The sequence below is a fragment of the Pseudoalteromonas sp. T1lg122 genome (assembly GCF_002964825.1).
In the GTDB taxonomy this organism is placed as follows: Bacteria; Pseudomonadota; Gammaproteobacteria; order Enterobacterales; family Alteromonadaceae; genus Pseudoalteromonas; species Pseudoalteromonas gelatinilytica.
Map to the genome: position 1 here is coordinate 368,021 of NZ_PQCG01000031.1, position 17,163 is coordinate 385,183.

15 protein-coding genes are annotated in these 17,163 nt (G+C 41.8%); 11 read left to right on the forward strand and 4 right to left on the reverse strand.

Annotated features, from left to right (window positions below):
* Positions 1-39 precede the first annotated feature (39 nt).
* The 6 genes from ribBA to C2M33_RS12505 all read left to right on the forward strand — a co-directional run bounded on the left by ribBA (position 40) and on the right by C2M33_RS12505 (position 6,772).
* On the forward strand, positions 40-1,155 hold the full coding sequence (gene ribBA / locus C2M33_RS12480; protein ID WP_063702249.1) for a bifunctional 3,4-dihydroxy-2-butanone-4-phosphate synthase/GTP cyclohydrolase II: 1,116 nt from the start codon (positions 40-42) through the stop codon (positions 1,153-1,155).
* Between the two features lie 105 nt (positions 1,156-1,260).
* Entirely contained in the window at positions 1,261-1,725 is a 465-nt protein-coding gene (gene ribH, locus C2M33_RS12485; protein ID WP_036966328.1) for a 6,7-dimethyl-8-ribityllumazine synthase, read from the forward strand.
* A 15-nt stretch (positions 1,726-1,740) separates the two neighbouring features.
* Positions 1,741-2,151, forward strand: a complete 411-nt coding sequence (gene nusB, locus C2M33_RS12490) for a transcription antitermination factor NusB (protein ID WP_063702251.1) — start codon at positions 1,741-1,743, stop codon at positions 2,149-2,151.
* A 44-nt stretch (positions 2,152-2,195) separates the two neighbouring features.
* A complete protein-coding gene (thiL, locus tag C2M33_RS12495; protein WP_105174561.1) occupies positions 2,196-3,170 on the forward strand; it encodes a thiamine-phosphate kinase in 975 nt (324 codons plus the stop codon).
* Positions 3,167-3,652 (forward strand): phosphatidylglycerophosphatase A family protein, encoded by a 486-nt coding sequence (locus C2M33_RS12500; RefSeq protein ID WP_063702255.1) that lies wholly within the window; start codon positions 3,167-3,169, stop codon positions 3,650-3,652. Before thiL ends, C2M33_RS12500 begins: the two co-directional genes overlap by 4 nt.
* 33 nt (positions 3,653-3,685) lie before the next feature.
* A complete protein-coding gene (locus C2M33_RS12505; protein ID WP_105174562.1) occupies positions 3,686-6,772 on the forward strand; it encodes a ligand-binding sensor domain-containing diguanylate cyclase in 3,087 nt (1,028 codons plus the stop codon).
* A gap of 60 nt (positions 6,773-6,832) precedes the next feature.
* On the opposite strand, the gene dxs is transcribed toward C2M33_RS12505, so the two are convergent.
* From dxs to xseB, 3 genes are all read right to left on the reverse strand, one after another.
* Entirely contained in the window at positions 6,833-8,695 is a 1,863-nt protein-coding gene (gene dxs, locus C2M33_RS12510; protein ID WP_063702260.1) for a 1-deoxy-D-xylulose-5-phosphate synthase, read from the reverse strand.
* Between the two features lie 89 nt (positions 8,696-8,784).
* The gene (gene ispA, locus C2M33_RS12515; protein ID WP_063702262.1) at positions 8,785-9,672 is read right to left on the reverse strand and encodes a (2E,6E)-farnesyl diphosphate synthase; all 888 of its coding nucleotides are present in this window, start codon (positions 9,670-9,672) and stop codon (positions 8,785-8,787) included.
* Positions 9,673-9,676: 4 nt separating this feature from the next.
* Positions 9,677-9,919, reverse strand: coding sequence for an exodeoxyribonuclease VII small subunit (xseB, locus tag C2M33_RS12520; protein ID WP_054552565.1), 243 nt, complete (start codon positions 9,917-9,919; stop codon positions 9,677-9,679).
* Between the two features lie 272 nt (positions 9,920-10,191).
* Between xseB and pomA the strand changes: the two genes are divergently transcribed.
* The 4 genes from pomA (at position 10,192) to C2M33_RS12540 (ending at position 14,469) form a co-directional block, all read left to right on the forward strand.
* Complete coding sequence (gene pomA, locus C2M33_RS12525) at positions 10,192-10,959, forward strand: flagellar motor protein PomA (protein WP_063702264.1); 768 nt, start codon at positions 10,192-10,194, stop codon at positions 10,957-10,959.
* Between the two features lie 3 nt (positions 10,960-10,962).
* Positions 10,963-11,886: a flagellar motor protein MotB gene (locus C2M33_RS12530; RefSeq protein WP_063702266.1), complete on the forward strand. Its 924-nt coding sequence runs from the start codon at positions 10,963-10,965 to the stop codon at positions 11,884-11,886.
* A gap of 129 nt (positions 11,887-12,015) precedes the next feature.
* Positions 12,016-12,492: a hypothetical protein gene (locus tag C2M33_RS12535; protein WP_063702268.1), complete on the forward strand. Its 477-nt coding sequence runs from the start codon at positions 12,016-12,018 to the stop codon at positions 12,490-12,492.
* 66 nt (positions 12,493-12,558) lie between these two features.
* On the forward strand, positions 12,559-14,469 hold the full coding sequence (locus tag C2M33_RS12540; RefSeq protein ID WP_105174563.1) for a DNA topoisomerase III: 1,911 nt from the start codon (positions 12,559-12,561) through the stop codon (positions 14,467-14,469).
* Between the two features lies 1 nt (position 14,470).
* Here C2M33_RS12540 and C2M33_RS12545 read toward each other — a convergent pair whose 3' ends face one another.
* Positions 14,471-15,784 (reverse strand): M20 metallopeptidase family protein, encoded by a 1,314-nt coding sequence (locus C2M33_RS12545; RefSeq protein ID WP_063702272.1) that lies wholly within the window; start codon positions 15,782-15,784, stop codon positions 14,471-14,473.
* 83 nt (positions 15,785-15,867) lie between these two features.
* Between C2M33_RS12545 and C2M33_RS12550 the strand changes: the two genes are divergently transcribed.
* Positions 15,868-16,725 carry a tetratricopeptide repeat protein gene (locus tag C2M33_RS12550; RefSeq protein WP_105174564.1) on the forward strand — a complete coding sequence of 286 codons (858 nt, stop codon included), beginning with the start codon at positions 15,868-15,870 and terminating at the stop codon, positions 16,723-16,725.
* Positions 16,726-17,163: the final 438 nt, after the last annotated feature.

Consider the following 17,163-nt stretch of genomic DNA (forward strand, 5'->3'; position numbering starts at 1 on the left):
CAGATACGTCACTATTAATCATACTCTCATGGGCACATTATGAATTTACACAGCGCGCAAGAAATTATCGATGACATTAAAGCCGGTAAAATGGTTATTTTAATGGACGATGAAGACCGAGAAAATGAAGGCGATTTAATTATCGCAGCAGAGCACATTAGTGCTGATGCTATCAATTTTATGGCAACACATGGTCGTGGTTTAATTTGTTTAACAATGACACAAGAGCGTTGTCAGCAGTTAGATTTGCCGTTAATGGTGAAAAATAACGGGGCTGCTTTTTCAACTAACTTCACCATGTCGATTGAAGCAGCGAAAGGCGTAACAACGGGTATTTCAGCAGCTGACCGTGCTCGTACAGTGCAAGCGGCAATTGCTAAAGGTGCCGTGCCGAGCGATATTGTACAACCAGGGCATATTTTTCCTATCATGGCGCAGCCAGGTGGCGTGTTAACACGTGCTGGTCATACCGAAGCAGGTTGTGATTTAGCGCGTTTAGCAGGTCTTGAGCCTTCATCTGTAATTGTTGAAATCTTAAATGCAGATGGCACCATGGCTCGTCGCCCAGATCTTGAAGTATTTGCTAAAGAGCACGACTTAAAGATTGGCACTATTGCAGATTTAATCGAATACCGAAACCTAAACGAAACCACCATTGAGCGCGTTGCTAAATGTAAACTGCCAACAGATCACGGTGAGTTTGATTTAGTGACCTACAAAGACACTATTGATGGTCAGCTTCACTATGTTTTACAAAAAGGTGAAGTATCGAAAGATGAACCTACGCTAGTACGTGTTCACTTACAAAGCACCTTTAACGACATTCTATTATCAGATAGAAGTGCTGATCGTAGCTGGGGCTTATCAGATGCAATGGCTTATATCGCTGAGCACAACGGCGTGCTGGTTATTTTAGGTAAACAAGAATCAACTGAAGACTTAGAAGCAACCGTTAAAGCGTTTGCTGCTGAAGATGCGGGCGAAAATGTCAGTCATCGAAAGTTCCAAGGTACATCGCGTACAGTGGGCGTGGGCTCGCAGATTTTGGCTGATTTAGGTATTGAAAAGATGCGCTTAATGAGCCGTCCTAAGAAGTACCATGCGTTATCTGGTTTCCACTTAGAAGTGGTTGACTACGTTGAGCCGCGCTCTTAATTAGGGAAAACAGATTTTCTAGGCTACTTTTATATTTTTGTGGTATTATGCGCCGTAATTTTTGCGCAATCGCAACCGCTTAAACTTATTTTTTAGGGTTATTAAATGAAAATTATTGAAGGTAACAAATACGCACCGGGCAAAAAATTTGCCATTGTCATTTCTCGCTTTAATGACTTTATTGGTAGCAGCCTATTAGCAGGTGCTGTTGATGAGCTTAAGCGCACAGGTGGCGTATCTGATGACGACATTACTGTTGTTTACGTACCAGGTGCCGTTGAATTACCTTTAGCAGCGAAACGCGTTGCAGCAAAGAAAGAACACGATGCAATCATCGCTTTAGGCGTAGTGATCAGAGGTGGTACACCACACTTTGATTTAGTCGCTGGCGAATCAAACAAAGGTCTTGCACAAGTATCTCTTGAGTATGATATCCCGGTTGCATTTGGCGTATTAACCACTGAAAGCATTGAGCAAGCAATTGAGCGCGCAGGTACCAAAATGGGTAATAAAGGCGGCGAAGCTGCTTTAGGCGCGCTTGAAATGGTTAATGTGTTAGACAAAATTTAAGTTTAAGGAATCTCTGTGAAACCAGCAGCAAGACGTAAAGCACGTATCTTAGCACTTCAAGCCGTATACTCTTGGCAGTTAAGCGGTAACCCAATTGCTGATATTGAACAGCAAATGTTAATTGAAAATGATGTGACTAAGATCGACGTCGAATATTTCAAAGACCTAGCACGCGGTGTTGTTGTTAACTGTAAGCAATTAGATGAAATCGTTGCGCCACATTTAGCACGCCCAGCAGATGAGTTAGACATGGTCGAAAAAGCAATTTTACGTCTGTCTGCCTATGAGCTGAAATTCCGTGAAGACGTACCTTACAAAGTGGCAATCAATGAAGGCATTGAGCTTGCGAAGATGTTTGGTGCTGAAGACAGCCATAAGTTTGTCAACGGTGTACTTGATAAAGCAGTTAAAGAGCTGCGTAAGTAAGTAGCCCCGTAAAGGAGAGCCGGCTTGGGCCGGCTTTTTTGTGAATGAAGGAATTTGAATTAATTAACCGTTACTTTAAAGGTCGCGGTATCATCCGTCGTGATGTGAACCTAGGTATTGGTGACGATTGTGCCTTAGTAACTGTGCCAGAAAACTGTCAATTAGCTGTGACAACAGACACATTAGTTGCAGGTGTACACTTTTTTGATGACATTTCTCCTCGCGCCCTTGGGCATAGGGCGTTAGCTGTTAACTTAAGTGATTTGGCTGCAATGGGTGCTGAACCTACCTGGATTTCAGTAGGATTGACCCTGCCTGAAGTGAATATGGAATGGATTGAGCAGTTCACAGAAGGTATGCATGAAATTGCAGAGTACTTCAATGTGCAAATCATTGGTGGTGATACCACCCAAGGCCCTTTAACAATTACAATCTGCGCTAAAGGCATTGTGCCTGAAGGCAAAGCACTACGCCGTAGCGGTGCTAAAGTTGGCGATTGGATTTATGTAACAGGCCCATTAGGTGATGCTGGTGTAGCTATTGAAGCCCGTAAACAAGGCCTTGATATTGCCCCTGAACATTTAAGCTATTTAAATAATCGCTTTGATTATCCGACGCCTCGTGTAGCAGCAGGTCAGGTTTTGCGAGGCGCGGCCTCTGCGGCTATCGATATTTCTGATGGCTTGTTGGCAGATTTAGGCCATATTTTAGCGCTATCGCAAGTTAGTGCGGTGATCAATGTCGATAAAGTGCCTGTTTCTGATGCATTAAATTCGTCGATTCCACGTGCCGAGCAGTTTGATTATATCTTAAATTACGGTGACGATTACGAGTTGCTGTTTACTGTGCCTGAAAGCAATAAAAGCATGGTTGATATGAAATTACGCCAATATGGTGTTGAAGCAAGTTGTGTTGGGCAAATTAAAAGTGGCGAAGGTGAGATTGAGCTATTACTTGATGGTGAAAAGTTTAACTATCAAGGAAAGGGCTTTCAGCACTTCGCGAAGGAGCCGGTTTGAGCAGTAACCGTTTATTCAATTTAAAACGCCCACACCAATTTTTTGGTTTGGGTTTTGGCTTAGGCCTTGCCCCTAAAGCGCCAGGCACATTTGGTACTTTTGCTGCTTTGCCATTTATTTTCACCACGATGTACTTTCCGCTGTGGTTACAGATTGTGTTTGCAATCGTGATCAGCGTGTTTGGTATTTGGGCATGTGGTAAAACAGCAGATGACTTAGGGGTACATGATCATCCAGCCATTGTTTGGGATGAAGTTGCTGGTTATTATATCACCATGATTGGTGCTGCATTGAGTTGGCAGTCACTGTTGGTGGGTTTTTTATTGTTCCGCTTTTTTGATATCGCTAAACCAGGTCCTATCCGAATTTTAGATAGACGTTTACACGGTGGCTTGGGCATCATGGCTGATGATATTTTAGCAGGTGTTTTTTCATTAATTTGTGTTCAAGCCTTGTTTAAAGCTGGTTATTTACCTTTTTAAACGATGAGTTAAGTGTTACTTGGTGGCAAGTATATGATGCGATTTCTAGTTGTCTGTTTGTTGGTGTTTTGCAGCATGCCTGCGTTTGCATCTATCACAGAGTATGTGGTCAAACAGTGGAACATCCAAAATGGCTTGCCATCACAATCCTTAAAAAGTATTGCCCAAGATGAGCAAGGCTATATGTGGCTGGGTACCCAGTTTGGTCTAAGCCGCTTTGATGGTAACACGTTCACTAACTTCAATACGCAAAACAGCGACTTCCTGCCAAGTAATGGTATTAATAAACTATTAGTCGATAGCACAGGGTTACTTTGGGTTGGTACCAAAAATGGCTTGGTAACACTGGACCCTAAGACCATGATGTCGCAGACCTTTAATGTAAAAGGCCCGGTTCGCGATATTCTCGAAGATTCCAAAGGCAGCATTTGGATTGCAGCCAATGGCCTTTATTATGTTGCTCGAAATCAAGTCACACTCAATCAAAACTCCGCGTTAATTGTACCGGTCTCCAATGCCACCGCTATTACGCAAATTGTTGGTTCGGTGAGTCAAATGGCATTATCGCCAGAAGGCATTTGGCTGGTCAATGAGCGCCATTTATTGCGTTTAACCAATACTTCATCTGACTTTGCTAAATTACGATTAGAGCTTACTGCCAAGGTTTCATTACCTGAGCGTTTAGCACAAACCATTATTCATGATATGGCGTGGCTTGAAGGTAACTTATACCTTGCCTCAGAGCTGGGTGCCTACTTTCTTGATTTAGATGACGAGCTGCGTCCATTCCCACTGCCCAATGCGAGTAACTCTGCCGTTTATAAATTTATGAGTGACTCTGATGGGGCGCTCTGGATTTCGACTTACGGCCGACTGTTATTTCGTGATAACTCAGGGGATTGGCAATGGGTTGAGCCAAGCCAGCTCGATCAAAGCATTTGGTTTGCCGATATTTTCCGTGACAATCAAAATAACATTTGGCTGGCAAGCTTCAGTGAAGGCTTATGGCTTGCTCACGAGGGGCGTATTGAGCGTCACTCAGCTATCTCAAATATGACCGAAGCGGTGATGGCGATTAGCCAAGCACCTGATGGCAAATTATGGGTAGCTAACCGCAGCGGTGTCGGCTACTTCGATTACAACAAGAATTTTGTAAATCAAATTCCGAGTAATCAATTTGGTCGAGCTGCGGTACACGACTTACAATTTGATGGTGATCGTTTGTACATCGCAACAGGCCGCGGTGTGTTTTATTACGAAAACCAAAACTTGTATACGGTGCCGGGGCGAGCACTGCGCGATAACCCAGTATTCGCAATTAGCCGTTCTAGCAAAGGCGGTTTTTGGCTAGGTACAGGCCGCGGAATGTACCGCTTAAGTTATGGTGGTTTAACACCTTTTGCATACAATGCCTTCTTAAGTAGTAAATTTATTACCTATGTTCTGGATGAGCAAAACTTTGGCTTAATTGGCACCAGTAAAGGGGCGTATTACTTTACCGACCGCGGTATTGAAAAAATTGGCGACCAAACTAGCTTAGAAAGTGCCTACGTCACCAGTATTTTGAATATTGAAGGGGTGGGTATATTAATTGGCTCACTTAACGATGGTTTATTTTATCGCAGTACCAAAGGCCAATGGCGTCAGTTAGATGCGACCGATGGTCTACCTTATGGCTCTATTTTTAGTCTGGTTTACGATAAGCAATTAAAACGTATCTGGGTCAGCACCATGAAAGGCGTATACCGCATGCCGGTAGAGCAGTTTGGTACAGATATCGAGAGCTTAAAAGTAGAACAAGTGATTTCATCGTTTGACCGCCAACTAGATGGTAAAGCCAGTCAATGTTGTGCCGGCCTTGGCCACGATGCTGTAGCAGACACGGGTAACTCTATTTGGTACCCAAGCTTACAAGGTGTGGTAGAAATACCTAAGAGCGTTGAGCTTTTTGGTGTTCAAGCACTTAAGCCACGTATTGAAAGCTTGATCACGCCGCTTCGTCATTTAAGTACCGCAACCTTAGGTGATAAACCACAGCTGCAAATTGATGAACGCGATGTAACGTTAAAATACACCGCGATTGATTATTATGCCCCTTCAAGTATCGAGTTCCGCTATCGCTTAAGTGGCTTAGACAGTGATTGGCGTTATGCCAATACTCGTCGTGAGGCAATTTATACCAACTTACCGCCAGGGTCGTTTTTATTCCAACTTGAAGCAAAGCGCCGTGGTGAAGATTGGCAAAAAGCACGTCGTACTGAGTACAGCTTTGTAGTGCCGCGTCGTTTTGATGAGACTATTTATTTTAGACTCTTGATCACCAGTAGCTTTATTTTACTGTTCTACCTTGTATTTTGGGTATTTAGAGCGCAAGAGAAACGTAAGCAATTAGCGCTTGAAAGCTTAGTAACAGAACGAACCGTAGAGCTTCGAGAAGCCAACGATAAGCTTAACCAAGTGAATTCACAGCTTAAGTTAGTTAGTCACTCAGATGAGCTTACAGGGTTACGTAGTCGCCGCTTCTTATTTGATCAGCTCCCTAAAGATATCGAACACTTCCAGCGTAACTCGCAGTCATTGCAAGCGCAGGGTAAGTCGCTCGTTCTATTGATAATTAACTTTGATAACTTCAGTCGCATTAATGATGCGTATGGCCCCCTTGCTGGCGATAGCTGTTTACAACAAATGGCGACTTTATTGAATAGTCGTACTCAAGGTTCTGACTATGTTGCACGCTGGAGTGGCGATGAGTTTTTACTCTTACTACGTGACTTCAAACGCACAGCGATAGACAATTATGTGGCCGATTTATGTGAAGCAATTGCAGCAAACCCATTTAGATTACCGAATGGAGAATCGACCACCATTACTGCGTCGATTGGCTGGTCTTTCTACCCATTACCTTTATTGGGTGGCCAAGTTATTGGTTGGGAAACCTCAGTTAACCTTGCCGATATCGCACTGCACCAAGTTAAAAAGCGCGGTGGCGATGGCGTTGCAAATATTACCTTTGATGAGCAATTAGATGCGTTTGAGTTCGAGCAAAGCAACAATGTTGATCAGCAACTTAGTGCACTACAAGCTAATGGCTTAGCCGATATTAAAATTTGGATGCGCTAGCGTTTCTATTGGTATTAAAAAAGGAGCCTTAAGGCTCCTTTTTTGTGAATGGTGTTTGGCTTAAGCCATGAACTCTTTGATGCGAGTTAAGATACCATTTGCATCTAGGCCCATTTCGGCATGCATTTCATCTTGCGTACCATGCTTAATGAATTCATCTGGAATACCTAAGTTCAAGATAGTCACATTTGCTTTAATTGCAGCTAAGTATTCATTCACAGCAGAACCTGCACCGCCAGCAATGGCGTTGTCTTCTAAGGTAACAATCACATCATGGTTATTAAGTAACTCACTAATAGCATCAGTATCAAGCGGTTTGATAAAGCGCATATCAATGACTGTTGCGTTAAGCGCTTCTGCAGCTACTTTGGCGTTCTCTAAAAGCGTACCGAACGACAAGATGGCCACTTTGCTACCTTGTTTGATACTACGCGCTTTACCAATTTCAATCGCACTCATGGTTGATTCAACCTCACACGTGCCTGCACTACCACGCGGGTAACGAACAGCGACAGGTTGATTGCATTGGTAACCAGTATAAAGCATTTGACGGCACTCGTTCGTGTCGCTTGGTGCCATGATAACCATATTAGGAATACAGCGCATAAAGCTTAAGTCATAAGCACCTTGGTGAGTTTCACCATCTGCACCAACAATACCAGCACGGTCAATAGCAAATAAAACAGGTAAGTTTTGTAATGCTACATCGTGGATAAGTTGATCGTACGCACGTTGTAAAAAGCTTGAATAAATAGCAACAACAGGCTTCAAACCTTCACATGCAAAGCCAGCAGCAAGCGTTACAGCATGTTGCTCTGCAATCGCCACATCAAAGTATTGAGCTGGATACTCTTTTGAAAAACGTACCATGCCTGAGCCTTCACGCATCGCTGGGGTAATTGCCATTAGCTTGTCGTCTTGTGCTGCCATATCACATAACCAGTCACCAAACACATTTGAGAATGTGGCAGCGCCTGGTTTTGATTTTGGTAATTTTGACATGCTCGGATCAAATTTTGGTACGCCATGGTAACCAATTGGATCCGCTTCAGCAGGCTTATAACCTTTACCTTTTTGCGTTTTAATATGCAGTAACTGCGGGCCTTTAAGGTTACGCATATTACGTAAGGTATCAACCAACATATTTACATCATGACCATCAATTGGGCCGATGTAGTTTAGGCCTAATTCTTCAAAGAACGTGCCTGGAATGACCATACCTTTTAAGTGTTCTTCCATGCGGCTAGCAAGTTCTTTCACTGGCGGTAAACCTGAAAGCAGCTTTTTACTGCCTTCACGAATATTGGTGTAGAAACTACCAGATAAAATACGAGCAAAGTGATTATTTAGTGCACCTACGTTTTCTGAAATCGACATTTCATTATCGTTTAAGATAATTAACACGTTAGGGTTTACATCACCCATGTGATTCATTGCTTCAAATGCCATACCCGCCGTAATCGCACCATCGCCAATAACCGCTACAGTTTTACGATCTTTACCTTCTTTTTCAGCGGCAATGGCCATGCCTAAGGCTGCTGAAATTGAGGTGCTCGAATGGCCAACACTGAAAGTGTCGTAAGGGCTTTCTTCACGGAATGGGAAAGGGTGCAAACCGTCTTTTTGACGGATAGTATGCATTTGGTCACGGCGACCCGTTAAGATTTTGTGCGGGTATGCTTGATGACCCACATCCCATACTAAACGATCTTCAGGAGTGTTATAAACATAATGCAGCGCAACTGTTAGTTCAACAGTGCCTAAACCTGATGCTAAATGACCACTACTTTGCGAAACCGAGTTAAGTAGGTATTCGCGTAACTCTTTACTAAACGCAGGTAACTTGTCTTGCGCTAAATCACGCAGTTGTGCTGGTTCGTCAACCAAACTTAATAATGGATACTTGCTACTATCAAGTGTCATGATTTTTTATACATCCTTCGCTAACCAGAGTGCATTATAGCCCATTGCTGCTCTGATTTTTTAGTTATTTTGTCTTTCTTTTGTAGGCATTAATAATTACGTTCAACGATATAGCTAGCAAGGCTCGCCAGTTCGCTGGTGTCGTAATCAATTGCCTCAAGAGCTTGATGAGCTTGAGCCAGTAAATCTTGTGCTTTTTGCTTTGCGCCAGCCATACCTAATAAAGCAGGGTAAGTTGCTTTATTAGCTGCAATATCTGAACCTTGTGGTTTACCCAATGTTTCAGTATCAGCTTCTACATCAAGGATATCGTCTTGTACCTGAAAAGCCAGTCCTATTGCTTGGCCAAATAGGTTTAATTGCGCGAGGGTATGTTCATCGCAATTTTTAGCACACAACGCACCAAGTGTAATTGCACAATTAAGTAATGCGCCTGTTTTTAGCTGGTGAATGCGCTCCAGCTGTTCAACAGTAATTTGTTTATCGGTCGCTTCGATATCCAGTGCTTGTCCACCTACCATACCCTCAATACCTGAGGCTTTGCTTAACGAGGCTATCATTTTTACTTGTTGCGTAGCTGAAACTGCAAATTGATGGTTGGCGATTAAATCAAATGCCAGTGTTTGTAATGCATCTCCGGCAAGTATGGCTTGCGCTTCCCCGTAAACAATATGACAGGTAGGACGGCCGCGTCTTAAGTCATCATCATCCATGGCAGGTAGGTCATCATGGACTAATGAGTAGCTATGAATACACTCAATAGCAGCGGCAAGAATATCAAGATCGGCTTTATCTGCGCCCATCATTCGGCCAGTTGCATAAACAAGGTAAGGACGTAAGCGCTTACCACCATTTAAAACACCATAATGCGTGGCTTCTTTGATGGTTTTTTCGGTATTAAGTGGTCGTTCGAAATAGCGATTTAAATGTGCTTCAACGTCTTCTCGAGCGCGTTGTAGTTGTTCTTTTAATTGCACTTAATTAGTCCAGGTTTGAATCAAAATTGCTAAGAGGCGCTTGGCTATCGTTGCCCATTAATATGGCAACCTTTTGTTCGGCTTGTTGTAACTTACCAGATGAAGCATTTGCCAACGCAATGCCGCGTTCAAACTGTTTGAGTGACTGCTCTAGCGACAGTTCACCTTGCTCCATTTGTGCAACAATTTGAGATAATTCATCCAGTGCTTCTTCAAAGCTTAAGTTTTCTGGTTTCTTTGTTGCCATTGTGGCCTCGATAGCTGTTAGAAAGTGAGGCCAATTTTAGGGGGAATGCTAAACTAGGTCAAAGAATGATGTGTTTTTTTACGCATAATCCATTTTCAATATGCTATTTTTACGGTTTTAGATACAGCTTAAACTTGTAGCTTAAAAATCTTACATTAAAATAAAATTAATTCATTTAATGATTTAAGTATTTCAATTGCTTGCCGATAAGCAGTTAATAATAAAAATTTGATGCCTATGGGTGTCGTGTAATTGTTCCTCTGGAGGGGTATGTGGATTTAGCAACCATAATAGGTATTCTTGGTGCCATAGGCTTAATTGCTATGTCGATGGTGTTAAGTAGTGACGGCCAAGTTGCAATGTTTTACAACACGCCTTCGGTGGTCATTGTATTTGGTGGTTCGATTTTTATCGTATTATCGAATTTCACTATGGGGCAATTTTTGGGCATTGGTAAGGTCGCTGCGAAAGCCTTTATGTTCAAAATTGAATCGCCAGAAGAATTAATCGAAAAAGCAGTAGAATTAGCTGACTCAGCACGTAAAGGTGGTTTCTTAGCATTAGAAGAAGCCGAAATCCCTAACGGCTTTATGCGTAAAGGGGTTGATATGTTAGTGGATGGTCATGATGCTGATGTGGTACGAGCTACACTGCAAAAAGATATTTCCCTTACTGCTACTCGCCATGAAATTGGTGCAGGCTTATTTAAGTCCCTCGCCGATATCGCTCCAGCGATGGGGATGATCGGTACACTGATCGGTCTGGTTGCTATGTTGTCAAACATGGATGACCCTAAAGCAATCGGTCCTGCAATGGCTGTAGCTCTTTTAACTACACTCTATGGTGCTTTTTTGGCAAACGTTGTTGCTATTCCTATTCAGGTAAAACTAGAGCTGCGTAAAGATGAGGAAGCGCTTAACCAACGCTTAATTCTTGATGCAGTACTGGGTATTCAAGATGGCCAAAACCCGAAAGTGATTGAAGGTATCTTGAAAAACTACTTGGCTGAATCAAAACGTAAAGTTGATACCGAGGAGTAGGGGATGTCTGATCAAGAGTGCAAATGCCCACCACCAGGCTTACCTGCTTGGATGGGAACTTTCGCAGATTTAATGTCACTATTAATGTGTTTCTTTGTACTCTTACTTGCCTTCTCTGAAATGGATGTACTGAAGTTCAAGCAAATTGCCGGCTCTATGAAGTTTGCTTTCGGTGTACAAAATAAAATAGAAGTAAAAGATATTCCTAAAGGAACCTCAGTCATTGCCATGGAGTTCACGCCTGGTAAGCCTGAACCCACTCCAATTGAAACGATTCAACAACAAACCGTAGAAATGACGCAGCAAATGCTTGAGTTTCAGGCCGGCGACGAAAGCTCTGCCGGTGGTCGTCAAGAGCAACGCGGTAACAAGCGTGGTGGTGAGTCACAAAGTACGGCTCAGCAACAAGCCTTGGAACAGTCAATTTCTGCGGCTGATCAAGAACAAACAAATGAACTTGTGAAGAAAATTGCCCAGCAGCTAGAACAGCAAATAATGGATGGGGCAATTGAGCTTGAGTCATTAGGCCAACAAATTATTATTCGCATTCGAGAAAATGGTTCATTCCCGTCTGGCAGTGCGTTTTTACAGCCAAAATTTAAACCGATTATTCGAGATATCGCCACGCTGTTAAAAGATGTGCCGGGCGAAATTACCGTGTCAGGGCATACTGATGATTTCCAAGTATCGAATGAGCTTTATACGAATAACTGGGATTTATCATCAAAACGCGCAGTGGCAGTCGCCAGTGAAATGGAAAAAGCACCAGGCTTTGATAAGTCACGAATGGTCGTGGTAGGGCATGCTGAAACAAGGCCCCTTGTACCGAATGTGACCGATGAAGATCGTAAACGAAATCGCCGTGTTGAAATCTCTATCATGCAAGGCAAAGCACACGAATCTGACCCTATTGATGTAAGGCCGTAAATCAATTAAAGTGAAACTTCATTAACACATGTAATGGAGTATAAAAATGAAAAAAGTTGATAAATATAGCTACATGCCAGGCAATGGTGATGGCGGTGATGATGATAAAACTGATTAAGACGCTTTATTGTGCCTGATTGGTTTGAACAAATTAGAGTTATTTTGAGCAATAGCTGGGTGTTCATTTTGAGCCCAGCTATTATTATTTTTTATCTTCGTAAAGACTGGCCTGCATTTTACTTTGCTGTTATCACAGCCGCTTTCTTCCTATACGGGACTCTTATTTATTCTGCTTTAAAAGCATTTGATGACATTTATATCTGGCGCTATGTCGTTTGGGCTTTTAATGATATTGCTTGGATGGCTGTCATTGCTTACTTAGGTATTAAAGATAAAGTTTACTTATGGCAAAGTGCTTTGGGGCAACTTGTTGTTATAATGGCGCCCATTTTGCAATTGTTTCGTTTAGTTGACCGCCATCTGTGGGATTTGTCATACAGCACTTACATGTATAAGACCCTGCTACCGCTAATCAATATTGGGACTGTGGTCGTCTGCTATCTACCCCTCATTTACCTTTTTACTCGACGTAGCCCGCAGACGTAAGTCATTCCTTAGTTAAAATTCTTGTGCTAGACTACTGTTTATAAAAACAGTATTTAGTGTTGCGTTATGAAACTTTACATTGCCGAAAAACCGTCCTTGGCGCGAGCCATTGCAGATGCATTGCCTAAACCACAAAAAAAACAGGATGGTTATATAGAGCTTGCTAATGGTGATTGTGTTTCTTGGTGTATTGGTCATTTGCTTGAACAAGCAGAGCCAGATGATTACGATGCAAGTTTTAAAAAGTGGCGATTTGAGCACTTACCTATCGTGCCAGAACAATGGCAATTAAAACCTAAAGCAAAAACACGCAAACAACTTACTGTATTAAAAAAGCTAATTAAGCAGGCAAACATAATTGTTCATGCTGGCGACCCTGATCGCGAAGGCCAGTTATTGGTTGATGAGGTAATTGAACAGGTCAAATTAAGCCAAGCTAAGAAACAGCAAATTCAACGACTATTAATCAGCGACTTAAACTTAAGTGCGGTGAAAAAAGCACTGAATAACTTAAAGTCGAATCGCGATTTTATTCCCTTGAGCGTATCAGCCTTAGCTCGCTCACGTGCCGATTGGTTATTTGGCATGAATTTAACTCGCGCTTATACGCTTGCTGGGCAAAAAGCTGGATTTGGTAATGTGTTATCTGTTGGGCGTGTACAAACGCCTATCTTAGGTTTAGTCGTTAATCGTGATAATGAAATCGCTAATTTTGTAGCAAAACCTTTTTACGAAGTTTTAGCACACCTTGAAACAGAGCAGCAGCAAACATTTGCTGCTAAATGGCAACCAAGTAAAGCTTGCGAACCTTATCAAGATGAAGAGGGTAGAGTATTGCATAGAGGGCTTGCTGAAAATGTTGTATCACGAATAACTAATCAGCCAGCTAAAGTAGCTGAGCTTGAGCAAAAGCAAAAAAAGCAACAAGCCCCGCTACCTTATAATTTATCCGCTTTACAAATTGATGCGGCAAAAGCATTTTCAATGCCAGCGCAAAAGGTGCTCGATACCTGTCAAAGTTTATATGAACGTCATAAGTTAATTACGTATCCTCGTTCAGATAATCGCTATTTACCAAAAGAGCATCATAAAGATGCAGCTAAAATTATTGCTGCTATTGCGAATAATGAAGGGCAAGCAAGTGAAGCTTGCAAGCAAGCCGATATGAGTAAGCGGAGTAAATGTTTTAATGATAGTAAGGTTGCAGCTCACCACGCCATTGTTCCTACCGAAAAACAACTTCGCTCAGCCTCATTAAATAGTGATGAACAAAAAATCTATCGGTTGATCTGCCGTCATTATTTAATTCAGTTTTATCCAGACTATCTATTTAACGAAACCAAAGTAACGGTCGAAATTGCGGGTGGGCTTTTTAAAGCAGCGGCTAAGCAAGATGTTAGCTTAGGCTTCAAAGCATTAATGGGCAAAACCGAATTAAAAGATGAGCAGACCTTACCGCCACTTGAAAAAGGTCAGCAGCTGCATTGTAATCAAGGTGAAGTGGTAGATAAAATGACAACACCGCCAGCACACTTTACTGATGCTACCTTATTAAGTGCTATGACAGGTATCAGCCGCTATGTGAAAGACCCTGAAATTAAAAAGACCCTCAAAGAAACTGATGGCTTAGGCACTGAGGCTACACGGGCAGGTATTCTTGAACTTTTATTCAAACGCCGCTTTTTAGAGCGTCAGGGTAAAAACATTCTAGCTACCGCAACAGGTAAAGCTCTCATAAGTACATTACCAGAGCAGCTTGCTAGCCCTGACTTAACAGCTAAGTGGGAAGCGTCGTTAGGGAATATAGCTGAGCAACATATGAGTTATCAGCAGTTTTTAACGCCATTACTAGCAGAGCTGCATGCTTTAGTTGAGCAAGCAAAGCAGTGCGACAGTCAAGTATTCGCCCAATTACCAAAAACGCCGCAAAAGCGACGTTTTAAAAGAAAAGCTAAGCCTAGAGCCAAGTCAGCCTAAACTACTTTTTGTTGAATAGGGCAACCGCGGCGTTACTCATCGCTGTAATGCCAGTAGGAAGCGCCTTCTTGTAATCAGGCGCAAACTTACTTGAGTGTAATGAAGGTAATGTTGCGCCAGATTGCATTGCTGCATCATATTGACTCGGTTCAACACCACCTAACCAAAACAAAGTAATTGGTACGTGCTGCTCTGTACGACCATAAAGACCAAAGTCTTCACCTGCCATGACAGCTTCAGTTTCAAGTACATTCTCTTCACCAATAGCGTTAGCAATTGCTGAACGCACTAGGTTGGTTTGAGCTGGATTATTATAAGTTGAAGGAATTGATTCGTCTTCATGTACATAGACTTCAGGTGCTAAGCTTTCATCAAGGCCAGCACTTAATGCTATGCCTTTAGAAATTCGTTTAATCGCCGCGATTTGTTGTAAACGAACTTCAGGGTTATAACTGCGCAGTGTCAGTTGTAGTTTTACTTCATCCGAAATGACATTGTGTTTAGAGCCACCGTGAATTGAGCCAACAGTAATAACTGACGGTTCTAATGGTGACAATTCGCGGCTCGTAATTGTTTGTAGTGCTAGTACAATGCGTGAAGCAATCACAACAGGGTCTATTGTTGTATGAGGATAGGCACCGTGACCGCCTTTACCCTTTACAGTAATATCAACAGAGTCAACACTTGCCATCGTATATTCAGTTTTCATACTGACTTTACCAGCTGGAACACTCGCACTTACATGTAACCCAATAACATGGTCTGGGGTAGGGTACTTAGTAAAAAGCCCTTCTTTAAGCATTGCTTTTGCACCACCGCCTACTTCCTCTGCGGGTTGTGCGACCATCATTAGTGTACCTTGCCACTGATCTTTGTGGGTCATTAACTGTTGTGCTGTGCCAATAAATGAACTCATGTGAATATCATGACCACAACCATGCATTACGCCAACGGTTGCACCCGTATCATTAGTGACTGTTACTTTAGAAGCGTAAGGCTTACCGGTTTGTTCAACAATTGGTAATCCGTCAGTATCAGTGCGGATCATAATTGTAGGGCCATCACCATTTTCATAAATCCCAACAACGCCGTAACCCCCTACATTATCTGTAACAGTAAAGCCTAGTTGTTTTAATTGCTTTGCTATCTTTTGGCCTGTTTGTTTTTCGTGGTACGACAGTTCAGGAGATTGATGCAAGTCTAAATAGAGCTTTTCAATCTCAGGCATAGTTTGTTGAAGGTTTAAATCTAGTGTTGTTGCTTGTGCGAATGGACTAAGAAGTAATAAAGCTGCAGAAATAGCAGATAATTTCATAATGACCTCGACCTGTGGGACTTGTAATTGTTATGTTTGCCACTATATAAAAACCTAAATACTTATATAGTGCAATCAATCAAATGAATAATATGATAAATCTTACCCCGCAAAATTTGCAGCAAGCTTTGGGTGAAACATCCGCTGAAAAATTAGTGTTACTTACTTTTTACTCTGCGCAAAATCCTGAGTGTCATCAGCAAGCTGCTATTTTAGAAAAAATCGCACATGAATATGGTGAGTATTTATTAGTAGCAACATTAGATTGTGATGTTGAGCAGGCACTTGCTGGGCAGCTTGCTCAGCAAATCGGTTTGCAAGCATTACCAACGCTTGTGATGTTAAAAGATTCAGCACCTGTCGATATGTTACCGGGTGCTCAAACAGAACAGCAAATTCGTGATGCGCTTGCAAAACATTTACCAGCACAGCACGAGTTATTATTAGAGCAAGCTAAACAAGCGTTAATTAATCAAGATTTAAATAATGCTTTTAATTATGCAAAGCAAGCTTACGAGTTAGATCCAAGCCATACGCGTGTAAAATTAGTATTAGCTGATATCTGTATTCAAATACATAAATTAGAAGATGCGCAAGCATTGTTAGCTTCAGTTGCAGAAAATGAACGAGATGCGTATTTCACAAATATTCAAGCAAAGTGTGAACAAGCATTAGCAGCAACAGATTCACCTGAAATAAAAGCACTACAAACGAAAGCTGAAAGATACCCAAATGATTTAGAGATAAAAGTAGAATTAAGTAATGCGCTTAATAGTGCGGGTCGTAAAGAAGAAGCTTTAGAGATGTTATTTAATGTACTTAAAAAAGATCTTAACTATGCAGATGCAAAACCAAGCTATCTAGAAATTATCGCTTCTTTACCTGATGGCGATGCCTTGGCATCTAAGTATCGCCGTAAGTTATATAGTATCTTGTACTAATCCATTATTGATTGATAAAAGCGCCATTAAAAATAGTGGCGCTTTTTTTATTTAAAAACTTGCGTATTACCTAATTTCGATAATACTTAAGATCCTCTCGAGAAAAGTTGACTGTATTTTGTACAGTAAACTGTGTTTTTTACTGCCTTTAGCTTGTTTTTTGCGCGAAAGGTAAGTTTTTAGTAGTTTTCTACAAAAAGTGCTTGCGTTAATTCTTCGCATCCCTATAATGCGCATCCACTGACACGGCGGGCAGCAATGAAAAGCGCTGAACAAAGTGACAGAGAGTTAAGTAAAACTTCGGTTTAAAACGGTCTAAAAAAAAGTTTAAAATTAAGTGTTGACTCAAAAATTTAAGGATGTATTATACGCATCCCTAGCGACAACGTCGCAACGTTCTTTAACAATATAAAGCAATCATCTGTGTGGGCACTCGTA